This window comes from Eubacterium sp. BL-380-WT-2B (assembly GCF_009696115.1).
Classification (GTDB): domain Bacteria; phylum Bacillota; class Clostridia; order Eubacteriales; family Eubacteriaceae; genus Eubacterium; species Eubacterium callanderi.
Window position 1 is genome coordinate 79,875 of sequence record NZ_VUMP01000009.1, and the last position, 17,478, is coordinate 97,352.

Here is a 17,478-nt window from a genome sequence, read left to right on the forward strand (position 1 = left end):
AACGGAGGAACAAGTATGAAGTTTTATTTGGCGTTATGGTACGCTAAAGCCATTAACGGCCTCATCAATCTTGTCAGCAAGGGGAGAGGTTCTAACCTTTCCGGAGAGAAGGCCTTAAAGGTAGACCCTAGAATGGTCGAGCATTTCAAGGGGATCGACTATTCCAAGGTTGTTTTTATTACAGGAACCAATGGTAAATCAAGCACCACCAACCTGGTGACTCATATTTTACGGGAAAACGGAAAAACCGTTGTATCAAACCTGGAGGGCGCAAACCTGCTGCCTGGCATCGCCACCATTCTGGCAAAAGAGTCGACAATGACCGGAAAACTCAAGGCCGATTATTTTGTCTTTGAAACAGATGAGCGTTATTTACCCCTCATTTATGACCAGCTGCCGGCTGAAAACATGTTAATCACCAATCTGCAGAAGGACCAGGTTCAGCGCAACGGCGACCCGGATTTTATCTATCGCAAGCTCACCTCTTTTATGAATCCAAAAATGCATTTATATTTAAATAATGAAGAGCCTCGAACAAAATCCTTTGAACGTTTTACCGACCATGTCACTTATTATGGCGTGGAAAAGCATTCTGAATCCTTTGAAAAAGACGAAACCTATCCGACCTGCGCCTGTCCAAAGTGCTACCATAAGATTGATTTTGACTATTATACCATCGACAGCGTCGGGCCGTTTACCTGTACAAACTGCGGGTATTCCAGTGAGGCGGCTCCCCATTATGCCGTGAAGGATGTTGATTTTGAAAACAAGACCTTCACCGTTGAGGATGAAAGCTTTAACATGCCCTATGACCTGCCGTTTATGCTGTACAACTACAGCGGCGCTCTGGCGCTTTGCGAACGCTTTGCCGGCGTCTCTGTCAAGGACGCGGTCCCTGCCTTTAATTCTTTTAAAAACATTGGCGGCCGTTTTGAGGTGCTTCACTACAAGGATAAAACCATTAAATATATGCGAATCAAGCAGGAAAACCCGGATACACTCCAGAGCGCTTTAAACATCATGGCTTCAGACCAGGAAGAAAAAATGGTCTGTTTTGGCTTCTATGCGGTTTCAGATTTTATCCCATTCTATACCAACACCTTTTACAGCTTTGACTGTGACTTCAAGCCACTTGCGGAATCGAATGTTGAAAAATATTTTTGTTTCTCTCAAAATGTCTGCTATGATACCGCCAACCGGTTGATTTACGAAGGCGTTGAATCGTCAAAAATCGCCATCAAGGATACCGATGATATCAAAACGATTTTTGAAGAAATTGAAAAAGCAGATACTTCAAATATTTATCTGATCACATGGCTTGAAACCTTTAATAAAATGAAAAAATACATCGAGGAGGGCAATTAAATGAATGAAAAAACATTAAAGATCGGGTGGATGTTTCCCGATTCCCTGTACCTCCACGGTGACCGCGGAAATGTTCTGGCTTTAAAGCGCATGGGCGAAGCCGCAGGGTTTGAGGTGGAAATCGAAAAAATTGACTTTGACACTGAAGATTTCACCCCAATGGATTATGATTTCTTATTCTGTTCACCGGGAGAGATCGCTTCTTTTTCATCCATCATTGATTATCTTGAACCCTATGACCTTTCACTCCGCGGCTTCATTCAGGCTGGCCGTCCCATGCTTGTCACTGGAACCAGCATGGCTCTCTGGGGCAATGACATCAGGAGAGATGACGGCAGTGTCGTCAGGGGACTGGGCATCATTGACGTGGAAACCACTGAAAACAAGGCTGTCTATGGCGATGATCTTTATTTCAGCTGTAACCTGAACGGCTCACAAATGGAAATCATCGGAAACCAGATCCAGATGGCTGATTTCAGATTGACCGGCGACGACGAACCCTTTGGAAAGCTGAACTATGGATACGGTAATAACGGCAGAGACACCAATGAGGGCGTCCAGATCAAAAACGCGGTCTTTACAAATACCCTCGGTCCGGTGCTTGTCTGTAATCCCTGGATGACTGAAGCCTTTATCCGTATCATTGCGGATAATCAGGAAACAGACCTGGAAAATTTTTCTGTCAATATGACGCTTGAAGAAAAATCCTTTGAGACTAAAAAACAGTTTATTTTGAAAAAGACAACACATTTAACAAATTGTAAAAGATAAATGAGAAATAAAAAAGTAATTGTGGGATTCAGCGGCGGTGCAGACAGTGCTGCCGCTGCTCTGATTTTAAAAAACAAAGGTTACGAGGTATTGGGCGTGACCTTTGATTTTTTTGGAGATGAACCCCTTCTCAAAAAAGCCAGTGCCCTTGCAAAAAAAATCGGCATCCGGCATGAATGCATCAAAAGGCAGCTTGAGTTCAGGGAAAAGGTCATAAAACCATTTATAAGCGAATATCTCAGAGGTTATACGCCCAACCCCTGCGTCCGCTGTGACGCAGTGATGAAATTCAGAGGGCTGATGGCGTACGCCAATGAAAAAGAGGCTGAATTTATCGCGACTGGCCACTACTTAAGGCTCGAAAAACGTCATGGGCAGGTTCAGATTAAGACCAGTGCGGATAGCAGAAAAGACCAGAGCTATTATCTCTATACCCTTGATCAGGAATATCTGAGCCGTCTTATTTTTCCTCTGAGTGCTTTTCAATCAAAAGATGCGGTGCGGGCTTTTTTGGAGAAGGAGGGGATAGCGCTTCCAAAATCCGAAGAAAGTCAGGGAATCTGCTTTATCCCGGATGGAAATTATGCCCGTTTCATAAAAAAAGAAACACCATTAATGCCCGAAGGACGTTTTCGGGATCGTTTTGGTAAAATTCTTGGCAGCCATAACGGTTTTTATCACTATACGGTTGGTCAAAAGCGCGGTGTTCCGGCGATTTCCGGAAAAAAATATGTTGTTACTGCTCTGCGTCCAGAAATTAACGAGGTTATTCTCGGTGAGGAATCCGATCTTTATCAGAAGAAAATCTTTTTAAAAGAACTTCATTTTATTGACGGCAGCTTATATTCAGGAGAAATACAATTTAAAGTATGCCGCTGGGGTTACCTTTATCAGGGAACACTTCACCTGTCCGGTGACCACAGAGGTTATCTGGAGTGTGAAGAAGCCGTTCGAGCGCCTATGCCCGGACAGTCAGCAGTCTTTTATGACAGGGACACGCTTTTAGGCGGTGGAATCATCGAATATAAGTAAAAAATGATAAAATCCTTTAAATGAATTGATTTATTTTTGTTTTAAAGCTATAATAGAATTTGATTTATTCGATTTATTTGATTTATGAAATAGAGGTTAAAAAATGGGAAAATTTTTTGGTACTGATGGTGTTCGTGGTGTCTTTGGCGAGGAATTAACCACAGAATTAGCTTATCAGCTTGGACGTTATGGCGCTTATATATTATCAGAAGGCAGCCATAATCCTAAAATTGTTATTGGGAAGGATACCCGTATTTCGGGCGATCCTCTTGAAAAAGCTCTGACAGACGGTATTATCTCAGTAGGGGGTAAGGTTGTACTGGCGGGCGTAATACCAACACCTGCTGTCGCGGTCATTGCCCGCGAGATCAAGGCAGATGCCGGGATTGTCATCTCCGCATCACACAACCCTTATCAGTTTAATGGGATTAAGTTTTTTAATGGCGCGGGTTATAAGCTTTCCGATGACGTAGAAAATCAGATTGAAAAATGTATCATCGATAAGCTTACAATCAATGACCGGGCTGATGGTTCAGTCGAAACCCTTGAGCAGCCTGAAAAAATCTATGTGGAACATATCACAAAGGGGTTCGCCTGCGATTTTTCCGGCATCCGTATGGTGCTGGACTGTGCCAATGGCGCTTCCTACCGCATTGCGCCGAAGTTTTTCAGGGAAGCTGGAGCTGATGTGGTTGTGATCGGTCATGAACCAGACGGCAAAAACATCAATGACGGATACGGTTCTACCTGTCTTGACAAGCTGAGCGATCATGTCCTTTCAGAAAAAGCTGACATCGGGATTGCCTTTGACGGCGACGCAGACCGCTGTCTGGCAGTTGACAATGAAGGCCGTATCATCGATGGCGATAAGATCCTTCATCTGGTCGGCGCAAAGCTGAAGCAGGAGGGCCGGCTGAACAAGGATACAGTTGTGGTGACCGTTATGAGTAATATCGGCCTCGATATCGCTTTGAAAGACTGCGGCTGCAAAAGCGTTAAGACAAATGTCGGAGACCGCTATGTTCTGGAAGAAATGCTGAAAGAAGGGTATAATCTCGGCGGGGAACAATCTGGCCATGTTATCTTGCTGGATCACAACACCACCGGCGACGGTCTTTTAACGGCCGTATCCCTTTTAACGATCTTAAAGGAAGAAACCCGCACCTCCGCTGAGCTTTCGTCCTTAATGACCTCCTATCCACAGGTGCTTGTGAATGCAAAAGTGACCAATCAGACTAAAAATGACTATCTGACAGATGAAATTATCCAGAAGCGGATCACAGAAGTTGAAAAGCATTTTGACGGCCAGGGACGTGTATTAATCCGCCCATCAGGCACAGAACCGCTGGTGCGTGTCATGATTGAGGGCAAAGACCAGTTGGAACTTAACCGCATTGCCACAGATCTGGCTAAGCTCATTGAGGAGCGCCTGGCTTAAGAGGGTTGTAAATTTTTTTAAAATATGCTATAGTGTTCATAGAAAATGATGGCTTGGGCTGTCTGCAAAGCAAGCTGTTTTGCACATATTGACCGTTTTAAAACGGAGAGGTTCGTAACCATCCCTCTATAAAAAACTAAGGAAAGAGCGTTATAAAGGGCGTACGGTTACACGTGCGCCCTTTTTGCGTTTATCCACTGGTTAAACTTAACCGAGGAGAAAAATATCATGACAAAAAGAAAAGTAATTATTGACTGCGATCCGGGAATTGACGATGCTCTGGCCATTATGCTGGCATGCCGTTCTCCGGAATTGGAAATTTTAGGTCTTACCATTGTATCCGGTAATATCAACGGTTATCAATGCGCTGAAAATGCGCTCCATATTTTAAAGGTGATGGACCGTCTGGATATTCCGGTTTATCTTGGTGCGACGCGTCCGCTTCTAAGGGATATGGTCGCCGCTGAAGAAACACATGGGGAGGATGGTCTTGGCGGCGTTAAATTTGAAAAAATTGAAAATGTCCGTTATCACGAGGGGGCTGTCGATTTTATTCTGAATACTCTAAAGACAGAAGATAATGTCTCTGTTCTGGCCATTGGCCCTTTAACCAATATCGCTCTGGCTTTACAGACTGATAAAGCCACATTAAGCCGGATGGAGGAGCTTGTTTTAATGGGCGGAGCTTTCAAAAGCCATGGCAACTGCTCTCCGGTGGCTGAGTTTAATTTCTGGGCGGACCCGGATGCTGCCGAAATGGTCCTGAACCAGCTGGACCGACCGATTACCATGGTTGGGCTGGATGTCACCCGAGAGGTCGTTCTGACGCCAAATTACATCGAGCTGCTGCGCCAGTTTAATGATCCAGCAGCGGATTTTATTGTTGATATCACCCGGTTCTATCTGGATTTTCACTGGGAGCAGGAGCGCACTCTTGGCTGCGTCATCAATGACCCTCTGGCCATCGCTTACTTTATTGATCCCTCCATCTGTTCAGGAAAAACCTACTACGTGGATGTCGTTACCGAAGGCAAGGCGATCGGGATGAGCATGGTAGACGTGGGTGGTATTTACAAAAAAGAACCGAACTGCCTTGTCCTTACCCAGGTACATGCCAGAGCCTTTATGGAAATGTTTATGACACGCCTTTTTCCTGAGCATCAATCGGATATTACATTGGTTTTATCCAATGAGAAATACGGCTGCGAGTAGGCGGTGGCTATTGTGAAGAAGCTTACAACCAACATGCTTGTTTTTATGGCCATGGCTGTTGGATTAAATTTCGCAGGATGCTTTGTTGCGCTCGTACTTAAGCTTCCGGTCTATTTGGATTCTATGGGTACACTGCTTTCCGCAGTGCTCATGGGACCGGCAGCAGGCGCGGCCGTCGGCGGACTGACCGCACTCATTAACGGTGCAACCATTGATCCGGTTTCCCTTTACTTTTTACCAGTACAGGTAGTGGCCGGTGTATCGACAGGGCTACTGTTTAAAAGCGGCCGTTTTGAGGGCTTAAAATCCGTTCTGGCAATTGTGCTGGTAACCCTGTTTGTCTCAGTCATGTCCTCTGTTATTGTCGCCTTTGTCTTTAATGGCGTTACCTCATCAGGCTCCAGCCTGATTGTAGCCGTCCTGAAAAACTCCGGCATCAACATAGTTGCCTCCGTTTTCTCAACTCAGATTGTTACGGATCTGCTGGACAAGGCGATTTGTTTTTCAGTGGTCTTTGGCATTATTAAAGTTATGCCAGTGCCTTTAAAAAATAAATTAGTAAAGCATTATTAAGAAAAAGAAGGCTCCGGCCTTTCTTTTTTTGTCAATTTTTTCCCTGTACTCCTGTTTTTGCTTCATTGACAATACAGCTGGTCAGCGGTAGACTTTAAGTTACATGGTAAAATGCTTATAAAGGAGGACGTGCATAAAAATGAAAGACATCTTGAATAATTTAATAAGCGAAATGATTGAATATGAAAAAGGAAATCCCCGCCGTGTTCAACACTTTTTAAAGGTTCATGCCTTTGCCAAAATCATTGCGGAACAGGAGGGCTTAGATGAAAGAACGCAAGATACCCTTGAAATCGCAGCTGTTTTGCATGATATCGGTATAAAGCCAAGTGTGAAAAAATATGGCTCCAGTGCCGGAAATTACCAGGAAATCGAGGGACCTCCTGTGGCCCGTCTTTTTTTAAAAAAATATAACGTATCCGATGAAATCATGGAACGCGTCAGCTTTTTGATCGCTAACCATCATACTTACGGCAGTATTCAGGCCGTTGATTACCAGGTGCTCATCGAAGCGGACTTTCTGGTCAATATTTATGAGGACAGCATGAAGCCTTCTCAAATCGAAAGCATACGTGACCGTCTGTTTAAAACAAAAACAGGAGTCCACCTTTTGGAAACCATGTTTCTCTCACAGGAGGATTAAATCGGCAGATAAATAAAACAGGGAACCGATAAGCACGGCGCAAAATTGTGCCGTGCTTCTTTTAAAATAACCCAAAAGCCGTTTTTAAAGGGAATGGATGATAAAAACTAAAAAATCTTGATATTTGATATCTTTTTTGCTATAATTGCATATAACCTACGTTATACGCAATTATAGCGATTGAAAGGAATACAAAAATGGATCTCAAACACAATACCCTTCTCGATGAGCTTGACGATTATCTGCTTTCCATTCGAGGCTTTTCACCAAACACATTAATTTCATACCGAAATGATCTGATGCAGTTTTTCCGCTTTTTAAAGGTACGGTTTCAACTGGCTGATCCAGATGCCGAATTCGACACCATTTCCATAGATGACGTGGACTTGAAAGTCATTAAACAGGTAACACTCCCGGATATTTACGCTTTTCTGAGCTATGCTACCTCCAAGCGCAGCAACATCGATTCAACCCGAAAAAGAAAAACGGCTGCCATCAAAAACTTATACCACTATCTGACAACAGTCATCGATACTAAAATGGATGATCCAACACAGCGCCTTGAAATACCAAAGGTTAAGTCGCGCGACCCTGTCTATCTTACGCTTGACGAAGCCTTAAGCCTTTTAAATGCTGTTGACGGTGAGTTTTATGAGCGGGACCTTGCGATCATCACCTTATTTTTAAACTGCGGAATTCGCCTTTCCGAACTGACCAATCTTAAAATTGAGGATATCCAGGAGGAAACCATCCATATTGTTGGTAAAGGCAATAAAGAGCGAAATATAAGGCTCAACGATGCCTGTGTCGAGACGCTGGAGGCTTATATGGCGGTGCGGCCAGAGGATACAGATGTACCCTATGTGTTTTTAAGCAAACGAAAGACCCCTCTTTCCAACCGCACAGTGCAGTCGATGGTAAAAAAATATGTTTTAAAGGCTGGCCTGAATGCCGATAAGATTTCTGTTCACAAACTCCGTCACACTGCCGCCACGCTGATGCATAAATACGGGCAGGTAGACATTCGTACGCTTCAGAAAGTCTTGGGCCATGAGAGTATTTCCACTACAGAAATCTACACACACATCGAGGTAGATGATGTTCGTGAAGCGATCTATCAGAATCCACTCGCGGGGCGAAATCCCGGACACAAAAAATAAACAAACATGGCTTCATTTTTCAAGAACAAATGTTTACTTTTGTTTTCTTTTATGTTATAATAAACCCAACAAACCTGGGGGTATCAAAAATGTACGAAGATTTAACTGAAAAACAAAAACAAATATTAGAATTTATAAAAAAACAGACAAGAGAATGTGGGTATCCGCCTTCTGTCCGTGAAATATGCGAGGCTGTGGGCTTTAAATCCACGTCGTCGGTGCACTCTCACCTTAAAACACTTGAGCAGCGTTCTTATATTCGACGAACATCACTCAAAACACGTGCCATTGATGTTATCAACAAAGATGATGATGACGGTCTTGAAAATTTCCAGACTGACCGGGAGATGGTCACACTCCCGCTGCTTGGTAAAATCACTGCCGGTGATCCTATCCTGGCAGCTGAAGATATCATGGATCAAGTTCCCCTTCCCCTTAGTTTCGTCGGAACCGGGGAACACTTTCTGTTAAGAGTTAAAGGCACCAGTATGATTAACGCGGGGATCTTAGACGGAGATGACATTATCGTCAAAAAGCAGAACACTGCCAACGACGGTGATATTGTTGTAGCCTTTTTGCTCGAAAATGAAGAGGCAACTGTTAAGACTTTTTACCGTGATCAGGATATCGTTATCCTTAAGCCTCAAAATCCAAATTTTGAACCGAGAGAACTCAAGGATACCGAGGTTCAGATTTTGGGCCGTGTAACCGGGCTTCTCCGCAAGATGTAAAACCATAAAAAGAAACCTCCAGCTCAAAAACTGGAGGTTTTAATTTTATTATTCCGGGCGATTCGAAGAGCCTTCTGGTTCCATATCCATCTGAGGTGTATCCTGATCAATCGCTTCAGGATTTTTTTTGTTTGCCTTCACCAGTTCAATCTGGCTTTCAAACAGCTGGTTTTGGAGATCAAGAATCGCCTTACGGTTAGATTCACTTTCGATTTTAGCCTGTTTCAGATGTTCACGGTATTGATTGAGCAGCTCATTCTTTTCTTCGATTTCTTTCTGGAGCTGTTCCTTCTCCTCGACAAGCTGAAGCTTACTTTCTTTAAGCTCATTGATTTCTTCGCCTGCGGTCTTTAACTCTTCCTTTACCAGATTAATATTATTGGCTTCTTCCTCCTGCTTACGCTCAGCAATAAGCACATCTTTTTTAGCTTCAAATAAAAGCTCCGTAATGTTCATACAGCCAAGAATTGCAATGCGGATATGGTTGGTGAAAGGATTGCGTTCCTTAACCCTTGTCAGTTCATCGTTAACAAAGGTTGCGATCTCGCGAATATAATCCTCACTTTCCCCAGCTTTTACAGAAAAATCATTCTCTAAGATGCGAAGTTCGACAACTTTTTTTTCTTCAGGCAATTAACTTACCTCCTGTATATAAAAATTAATTAGTTCTCTTTCTATCATTATAAGTAATCTTGTAAGAAATTTCAAATAAAATATTAAAATATTACAATTATTGTCGATTTTTAAGGATAAATTGCTTAATTTCTTCCATATTGCCAACTTGATACGCAATTCCCTCCTCAGTCATGGCATCATAACCATCGACATCGGAATTGACAATAGCATCATCGGCATAAATCGGCTTTTCGTAGGTATGGGCAAAATGCAGCGTATGAAGCGTCCCGCTGTTTCGGGCGAATTCAGATACCAGCACAAAATTAGAAGCTGCTGCCTGAAGCCGGTCTCTCTCAATAAACATGTAGGCGTTCGAAGTGGACAGAGGAGAAAATTCACTGATAATACAGCCTCCCCCTGCTATGATACGTTCTGCAAGCTCCATATTTTCGCGAGGTGTAATGGTCATTAAATTTGACGGTAAAAAGGCAACGGTTTTTCCCCCTGCCTTCAGGCAGCCGAGATGTGCTGCAGTGTCACAGCCAAGAGCCAGTCCACTGACAACGGTATAGCCCTGTTCTGCCAGGCTTTTACCACAATTATAGGCAAAATGATAACCGATATCTGACGGTACACGGGTGCCGATAACGGCCGCTCTGTTCACATTGGCAAGAGGCGACAGATCGCCTTTATAATAGATAAGATCTGGACCATCCTCAAAAAGCAATGCTTTTGGAAAATCCTCAGAATAAGAATTGATCATCTTGATATCATTTTCTTCACAGCATTTTAAAATCTCATCCGCACGCTTTCGTGCATCCAAAAAGGTACCGATCGTACTGTTGCGTGAAAAAACATTCAAGGATATACCGATTTCAACCAGCTCTAAAAGATGGTAGTCCGCTGGATTGTCAACGGATTTTAAAATGGCTTTCACTTTCTTGCGGCCAATGCCTTTTAGCTGGCAAAGCGCTATAATACTGCGATTTAAATCGTTCTTATTCATAATTCTCTTCCCTTCTATTGCTAAGGCAGACGAAGGTGCTGCCTGGTATTTAAATTTCATGCATTAAGACCGGGGCTTCTCAGCCCCGGTAAATTCCTGTAAATAGATCTTTATATAATCTTAACGCGATTCGCAAAATCTTTATACGATCTTAACACACTACTATTATACCATATTAATCCCTTAATTGGGCATTAAATCCATTTTTGAGGTCAGATAAAATTTCGTCCATTACTGGATTAATGTCATCGTCCGTCAATGTTCTTTCAGGATGACGGAATAAAATTGAATAAGCCAGGCTCTTCTTTCCCTTTTCGATCTGTTCGCCCTGGTATACATCAAAAAGCTCGACATTTTCCATAATACCCGTATCGTGGGCTTTGATAGTCGCCTCAATTTTTGAAGCCGGCACATCCTCATCCAGGACAAGAGCGATGTCTCTTGAGGAACCAGGATACTTGGGCATTTCGACAAATTTAATGGCGTCCTGCTGTAATCCGGCCATTACGTCAAAGTCCAGCTCACAGGCGTATGTGCGTTTCGGCAGATCATAGTTTTTAACAACTACTGGGTGTATCTCCCCTATCTGTCCAATGAGGGTATCCCCCACTCTTATCTCCGCCTTTCTGCCTGGGTGATAGAGGTCTGGTCCCGCCAGAACAAAGTCGTAATCAGCAATACCTGAACGGTCGAGCAGCAGCTCAACAACGCCCTTAATATCAAAATAGTCGGTATTTCCATAGGAAGAAATGACCAGGTGCTTGCGCTCAATGGGCAGTTCACCCTTATTTGGATTTTTATGGTAGGTCTGGGCAAATTCAAAGAAACGGCCCTGTGGATTTTTACGGTTATGGTTTAAGCTCACCACTTCCAGCTGGTGACCGACCAGTGTGTTGCGCATAATGCTGTTTTCCTCGCCGAGTGGGTTGATAAGCGGAACCAGATCGTCACCGCAGTCCATATTTAAAGCGTTGATACGGTTGACACTGGTGAAAGAAGTGGTAAGGGTCTGATAGTATCCAGCGCCTACCAGCAGACTCTGAAGCATATCCTGGTATTTCTGTTTAACAGTCTTTCCGCCAACGAGAGTGGTTCCACCCATAATGGTGCTTGGAATCCTGTTGTAACCGTAAATTCGCGCGACCTCTTCTGCCAGGTCTTCACGAATTTCAAGATCCTGTCGGTAGTCGGGTACCTTGACAACCAGATTACCTTTTCCCTTATTTTCAACGGTCAGGAACAGTCTTTCAAAAATACGGATGATTTCATCTTCAGAGAGATCAATACCGATGAAACGGTTGATCCAGTCCACGTTCACAGCGACCTCATGTGGCTCTTCTGGTTTGTGGTAGACATCAATTATCCCCTCCAGAACATCGCAGGCACCGATCAGATCAAACAGATAGGTTGCACGCAGAGCTGCGGTTTCAGCAAGACCTGGATAGATGCCCTTTTCATAGCGTCCAGAAGCCTCTGTACGCATGCCAAGCTTCTTAGATGTCAAACGGATGCTGGTTTTGTCAAAACAGGCGGATTCAAGAACAACATACTCCGTACTTTCTGTAATTTCTGAGTTAGCCCCCCCCATAATCCCAGCGACAGCCACAGGGTATTTTCCGTTGGTGATCATCATCATGGATTCATCAATATCACGTTCTTTGTCATCCAGTGTGACAACAGTCTTTTCCTTATTGCCGGTTTTAACCACAATCTCGTCAGAATTAAGGCTCTTGTAATCAAAGGCGTGAAGCGGCTGTCCAAGCTCTAACATAACGTAATTTGTCACGTCGACAATATTGTTAATCGGGCGGACGCCACTGTTTAAAAGCTTAAGCTGCATCCACAGCGGAGAGGGCTCAATTTTTTTAACCTTGAACATTTTAGCCACATAGCGCGGGCACAGCTCTGTTTCGACTTTAACACTCAGATAATCGGCAATTTGGTTTTGAGTTTCTTTTTTATCATAGAGTTTAACGGGAGCCACCGCCTCGTCAAGCGCTGCCGCAGCTTCACGCGCAATGCCATAAATGGACTGGCAGTCTCCGCGGTTGGCCGTTAATTCCACCTCGATGATGCTGTCATCAATCCAGAGCAGATCACGCACCTCAACACCCAGCTCCGTATTTTCAGGCAGAATATAGATACCATTTTTAATTTCAGGGGTAAACAGATCCGTATTCATCCCCAGCTCTTCAACAGAGCACATCATGCCATAGGACATAATGCCGCGAAAATCGGTACGGCTCATTTTATGACCACCGGCTACCACTGAGTTTTCTACCGCAACCGGGACAACCGCTCCTTCAAAAACATTGGTTGCACTGGTGACAATGGTCAAGGGTGACGCAGCTGCCACATCAATCTGGCAGACAACCAGTTTATCAGCATCAGGGTGCTTTTCAATTTTAACAATCTTACCAGTGATAACGCCGGAAACTTCATCCGAAATGGGATCGATTGTTTCCACCTTTGTGCCGGACATTGTCAGGATATCCCCGAAAGTTTTGGGGTCCTGTTCAATTTTTACATATTCTTTTAACCAGTTGAGTGATACTAACATATGGGGCTCCTCCTATTTGAATTGTGTCAGAAAACGCATATCGTTTTCGAAAAGCAGACGTAAATCGTTGATTCCGTATTTGGTCATGGCCACACGTTCGAGGCCCATGCCGAAAGCGAATCCGCTGTAAACCTCTGGATCAATGCCGCAGTGGCGCAGTACATTAGGATGTACCATCCCACATCCTAAAAGCTCAATCCATCCACTGTTACCGCACACTTTGCAGCCAGTGCCGCCACATTTAAAGCAGGTCACGTCCATTTCAGCACTTGGCTCGGTGAAATAGAACTGGTGCGGGCGGAATTTAGTCTGGACAGTTTCTCCGAAAAGTTTTTTTGCGAACATATCCAGGGTTCCTTTTAAATCGGCCATTGTAATGCCCTTATCAATTACGAGCCCTTCCATCTGATGGAACACCGGTGAATGGGTCGCGTCAATTTCATCGGCGCGGTAAACGCGTCCCGGAGAGATAACACGCAGCGGCGGCTTTTCATCCATCATGACACGAACCTGAACGGGGGAAGTCTGCGTTCTTAAGACAACCTCGTCATTGTAATAAAATGTTTCCTGTAAATCTCTGGCTGAATGCTCCTGTGGCATGTTAAGATAATCAAAATTATATTTTGACCATTCGATCTCTGGCCCTTCAGCAATGGAAAAGCCCATTCCCAGGAAGATTTCTTCCAGATCATTAATGATGATATTTAAGGGGTGCAAATTGCCTTCAGATGGTTTTTTACCCGGCAAAGAGACGTCCAGCTTTTCTTTTTCAATGGCTGCCATCATTTCCGCTGTCTCCAGCGCTTCCTTTTTTCCGGCCAGTCCGGTTTCAATTTCTTCCCGAACCTCATTGGCCAACTTGCCAATAACAGGGCGCTCATCCTTGGAAAGCTTGCCCATTCCTTTTAAGGCCGCGGTTAAAACACCTTTTTTACCAAGATATTTTACGCGGATGTCATCAAGCGATTTCATATCGCTGACAGTTTTCAGATCTTCCAAACAATTTTCTCTGATGCGATTTAATTCCTCTTGCATTTTTATCTCCTTTTTCATAATAACATTTTTATCGGATCGCGGCTGCAAACTAAAAAAGCCCTTCATGCAAAACTGCATAAAGGACGAATAAATTCCGCGGTACCACCTTTGTTGCCGCAACCCATTTGGCGCGGCCCCTCACGTATAACGTCACGTTGACGTTGACCACTACAAGCACCATGTGCCTTGGCAGTCAAAACTCAGGAGGGAACTTCAGTAGCACTGTTCACCAAAACCCTCTCAGCCGCCGGGGTTTTCTCTCTGTAAGTGCGCGGCGTGCCGCCTACTTTCTCCATCATCGTCTTTATCTTATTCTTTTTTTATTCGTGCATCGCCCGTGCGATATCATACATCAAAATACCTGCAGCTACCGAAACGTTTAAAGATTCAGCATGTCCGTACATGGGCAGCTTGTATAAGTCATCACACAGGTCCGCCATACTCTTTGACATTCCCTTTGACTCATTGCCAAGAATAATACCCACAGCTTTCTGTGCAGCCAGAGAAGCAGACAGACTGGTTTTTCCCTGAAGGGAGGTTCCGATCATACGTGTACCCTGCTCCTTTAGAAAAAGCACTGTCTCCTCAAGTGCGCCGGTTTGCAGCACCGGCAGGTGAAACACCGACCCCATGGCTCCGCGCAGGACTTTTTCATTGTATATGTCTGCGGTCTTTGATGAGCAGATAATACCATCAAAGCCAGCAGCATCCGCTGTTCGTATAATGGTTCCAACATTTCCCGGATCTTGCACATCATCTAATATAACATAACTCAGACATTTTTTCTCGTTTTTTTTGCATTTTTTTTCAAAAAATTTTTCAGAGGCATCAATTTTATGTGCCGTACATAAAACACCTTCCGGCATTTTCAAAGCCGACATGGCTTCAAAGACGCTGGTATCCACAGTGAAAACCGGGATACCTGTGTCTTTCAGGCGTTTAAAAGCTGACTTTACAGTCTCTTCAGCTCCCTCAATCCACTGCGGTGTTACAAAAACCGCGGTAAACTCCACCTTCCAGGCTTCAGCCTCCATGAAAAGCTTGGTCCCTTCCAAAACAAACTGCTTTTCGCGGTCTCTGTTTTTTTTCTGTTTTAGCTTGATAACATTCTTAACCGCTGCATTTTGGCGTGACGTAATTAATTCTTGGGCCATGATTTTAATTTCCAGCCTGATAGAGCCGGGTGACATCATTAATATCAGTATTATCTCCGATTACGACCAGCTTGTCACCGGCCCGGATAACATCCGTCGCCACCGGAGAAACATTCAAATGATCCTGAGACCGGATCGCAATGATATTAAGCCCGTACTTGGTACGCATATCCAGTGATTCCAGAGCCTGGTTTTCCCATTTGTGCAAAGCGTCAACCTCAACAATCGAATGGTCTGTATCCAGCTCCAGTGCATCGATAAAATCACCGGAATAAAGGCTGTGGCCAACACGTTCCCCCATATCACGCTCTGGTGAAAAGACCTTTTTTACCCCCAATTTGAGCAGAACCTTTTCGTGCTGTGCATTGTTGGCTTTTCCATAAATTTCCTGAATTCCAAGCTCCTGCGCATTGACAACCCCCATGATACTACTGTTGATATCAGAAGTAATAGAAATAATGACCGCGTCCACATTTTTTAAGCCAATGGACTTCAGAGCATTAATATCTGAGACGTCAGCCTGCACAGCATAAGTGACATAGTTGGCAATATTCTGCACCTTTTCCTCATTCTTATCAACAACGATCACGTTTGATCCCAACTCACTCAAAGTGATGGCGAGCGCTTCGCCGAAACGGCCAAGCCCCAGAATAGCAAACTGTTTTTCTTTCAATTTATGCTCCTTTTAACCAATCAAGACATTGCCTTCAGGCAGCTTGAACTGGCCTTTATTCTCAAGTTCTTTTCTTTCTTTTCTTGTAATAACATAAGCGATCGTGAGCGGCCCGACACGTCCGATAAACATTGTGATAATCAACGCAACCTTGCTGAGTGCATGTAGGTGCGGTGTTAAATCACAGGTAAGCCCAACAGTGGAGTAGGCCGAAAACACCTCAAAGGTAATGGCCATTGGGTCAGCTCCAGGTTCGCAGACCATCAAAACCATAATAATGACAATAATAATGGAAATACCGATAGTCAGCACACATGCCGCCCGCTTAATGGTAATCTCCGGGATACGACGTTTAAAACAGGTAACATCCTTCCGGCCCATCAGTTCAGTAAACAATGTGATAGCCATCATGGCCACGGCTGTTGTTTTTACCCCGCCTGCCGTCGATCCGGGTGATCCGCCGATAAACATCAGCACAATCGTCAGCACCTTGGAAACCGGGTTGAGCCCTGTCTGGCTGATGGTATTGGAACCGGCTGTACGCGGCGTTACAGACTGATAAAAGGCAGCGTAAATTTTCCCATACCATGGCAGATTCCCCATGGTTTCAGGGTTCGCATGCTCAAAAATATAAAAAAGCACAGCACCGCCCACCACCAAAATAGCGGTGATGCTTAAAACAATTTTAGAGTGCATGCTCAGCCGTCTGGTTGTCCGATAGCTCACGATTTCACTGGTAACCGCAAAACCCAGACCGCCGACAACAATAAGTGCACAAACAGTAAAGTTCAGCAAAAAGTTATTGGCATATCCTGTAAAGCTCTGGAAGCCGCCGATCAAATCAAAACCACCGTTACAAAACGAGGAAATCGAATGCCAGATACCAAAATAAATACCTTTCCCTAATCCGTAATCCGGAACAAAAACAAAGGACAGCAGCAGCGCGCCGATCCCTTCAATCACCAGGCAGGAAAAAACAATGTATTTGGTAAATTTCACAACCCCCTGTACCCTGTCTGAATTGACAGAGGATTGGATGAGCAGACGGTTTTTAATTGTAATACGCTTACCCGCCAGTACGAAAAAAATAGTCATCAAAGACATAAATCCGAGACCGCCAATTTGAATTAAAAGAATAATGACAATCTGTCCAAACAACGACCAGTAGGTCCCTGTATCCACAACTACTAATCCTGTAACACATACGCTGGAGGTCGCTGTAAATAAACAGTTCAGAAATCCCGGACTTTGACCGGAGGCACTGGAGACTGGCAGGTTCAGAATCACTGCCCCCAGAAATATCACTGCTGCAAAGCCGAACATCAGAATTTCGGCTGGAGAACGGTGCCGCATAAAGGTAGTCATACGGCCACCTTTTTTAACAATGTTTATCATTTGTCTGCTCCAAGTAAGTATTTTATTTGCTTTCACCTATTGTACCATTCTGTCAAAAAAAAGCAAGATCGTTTACTGCAACTAATGCCTTTCTAAAGGAGATTATTACCCAACA

The 17,478-nt window shown here is 44.1% G+C and carries 16 protein-coding genes, 1 riboswitch and 1 other annotated feature; of the genes, 9 read left to right on the plus strand and 7 right to left on the minus strand.

The annotated features are described in order from the left end of the window. Positions 1-15: 15 nt before the first annotated feature. From FYJ53_RS17700 to lexA, 9 genes are all read left to right on the plus strand, one after another. Positions 16-1,365 carry a Mur ligase family protein gene (locus FYJ53_RS17700; protein WP_154557553.1) on the plus strand — a complete coding sequence of 450 codons (1,350 nt, stop codon included), beginning with the start codon at positions 16-18 and terminating at the stop codon, positions 1,363-1,365. Next, on the plus strand, positions 1,366-2,136 hold the full coding sequence (locus FYJ53_RS17705) for a type 1 glutamine amidotransferase (protein WP_090412447.1): 771 nt from the start codon (positions 1,366-1,368) through the stop codon (positions 2,134-2,136). After that, a complete protein-coding gene (gene mnmA, locus FYJ53_RS17710) occupies positions 2,137-3,168 on the plus strand; it encodes a tRNA 2-thiouridine(34) synthase MnmA (RefSeq protein ID WP_148428954.1) in 1,032 nt (343 codons plus the stop codon). Positions 3,169-3,271: 103 nt separating this feature from the next. Further along, positions 3,272-4,606, plus strand: coding sequence for a phosphoglucosamine mutase (glmM, locus tag FYJ53_RS17715; RefSeq protein WP_148428956.1), 1,335 nt, complete (start codon positions 3,272-3,274; stop codon positions 4,604-4,606). A 101-nt stretch (positions 4,607-4,707) separates the two neighbouring features. Beyond that, positions 4,708-4,752, plus strand: a riboswitch (PreQ1 riboswitch). Between the two features lie 82 nt (positions 4,753-4,834). Beyond that, the gene (locus FYJ53_RS17720; protein WP_090412456.1) at positions 4,835-5,818 is read left to right on the plus strand and encodes a nucleoside hydrolase; all 984 of its coding nucleotides are present in this window, start codon (positions 4,835-4,837) and stop codon (positions 5,816-5,818) included. A gap of 12 nt (positions 5,819-5,830) precedes the next feature. Next, a complete protein-coding gene (locus FYJ53_RS17725) occupies positions 5,831-6,391 on the plus strand; it encodes an ECF transporter S component (protein WP_148428958.1) in 561 nt (186 codons plus the stop codon). Positions 6,392-6,530: 139 nt separating this feature from the next. Then, entirely contained in the window at positions 6,531-7,034 is a 504-nt protein-coding gene (locus tag FYJ53_RS17730) for an HD domain-containing protein (protein WP_013380511.1), read from the plus strand. Between the two features lie 197 nt (positions 7,035-7,231). Beyond that, positions 7,232-8,194, plus strand: a complete 963-nt coding sequence (locus FYJ53_RS17735) for a tyrosine-type recombinase/integrase (protein ID WP_013380512.1) — start codon at positions 7,232-7,234, stop codon at positions 8,192-8,194. A gap of 89 nt (positions 8,195-8,283) precedes the next feature. Next, positions 8,284-8,925 (plus strand): transcriptional repressor LexA, encoded by a 642-nt coding sequence (gene lexA, locus FYJ53_RS17740; RefSeq protein ID WP_070081227.1) that lies wholly within the window; start codon positions 8,284-8,286, stop codon positions 8,923-8,925. A gap of 48 nt (positions 8,926-8,973) precedes the next feature. Here lexA and zapA read toward each other — a convergent pair whose 3' ends face one another. The 7 genes from zapA to FYJ53_RS17775 form a co-directional block, all read right to left on the minus strand. Beyond that, a complete protein-coding gene (gene zapA, locus FYJ53_RS17745) occupies positions 8,974-9,558 on the minus strand; it encodes a cell division protein ZapA (protein ID WP_154557554.1) in 585 nt (194 codons plus the stop codon). 97 nt (positions 9,559-9,655) lie between these two features. Beyond that, positions 9,656-10,546 (minus strand): DNA-processing protein DprA, encoded by an 891-nt coding sequence (locus tag FYJ53_RS17750; RefSeq protein ID WP_013380516.1) that lies wholly within the window; start codon positions 10,544-10,546, stop codon positions 9,656-9,658. A 175-nt stretch (positions 10,547-10,721) separates the two neighbouring features. Then, the gene (pheT, locus tag FYJ53_RS17755) at positions 10,722-13,106 is read right to left on the minus strand and encodes a phenylalanine--tRNA ligase subunit beta (protein ID WP_154557555.1); all 2,385 of its coding nucleotides are present in this window, start codon (positions 13,104-13,106) and stop codon (positions 10,722-10,724) included. 12 nt (positions 13,107-13,118) lie between these two features. Further along, a complete protein-coding gene (pheS, locus tag FYJ53_RS17760) occupies positions 13,119-14,141 on the minus strand; it encodes a phenylalanine--tRNA ligase subunit alpha (protein WP_073382804.1) in 1,023 nt (340 codons plus the stop codon). A gap of 76 nt (positions 14,142-14,217) precedes the next feature. Further along, positions 14,218-14,449 (minus strand) — a binding site (T-box leader). A 12-nt stretch (positions 14,450-14,461) separates the two neighbouring features. After that, entirely contained in the window at positions 14,462-15,295 is an 834-nt protein-coding gene (locus FYJ53_RS17765) for an RNA methyltransferase (RefSeq protein WP_195840269.1), read from the minus strand. Between the two features lie 4 nt (positions 15,296-15,299). After that, positions 15,300-15,968, minus strand: a complete 669-nt coding sequence (locus tag FYJ53_RS17770) for a TrkA family potassium uptake protein (protein ID WP_013380520.1) — start codon at positions 15,966-15,968, stop codon at positions 15,300-15,302. A gap of 12 nt (positions 15,969-15,980) precedes the next feature. Further along, positions 15,981-17,363 carry a TrkH family potassium uptake protein gene (locus FYJ53_RS17775; RefSeq protein ID WP_013380521.1) on the minus strand — a complete coding sequence of 461 codons (1,383 nt, stop codon included), beginning with the start codon at positions 17,361-17,363 and terminating at the stop codon, positions 15,981-15,983. Positions 17,364-17,478 lie beyond the last annotated feature (115 nt).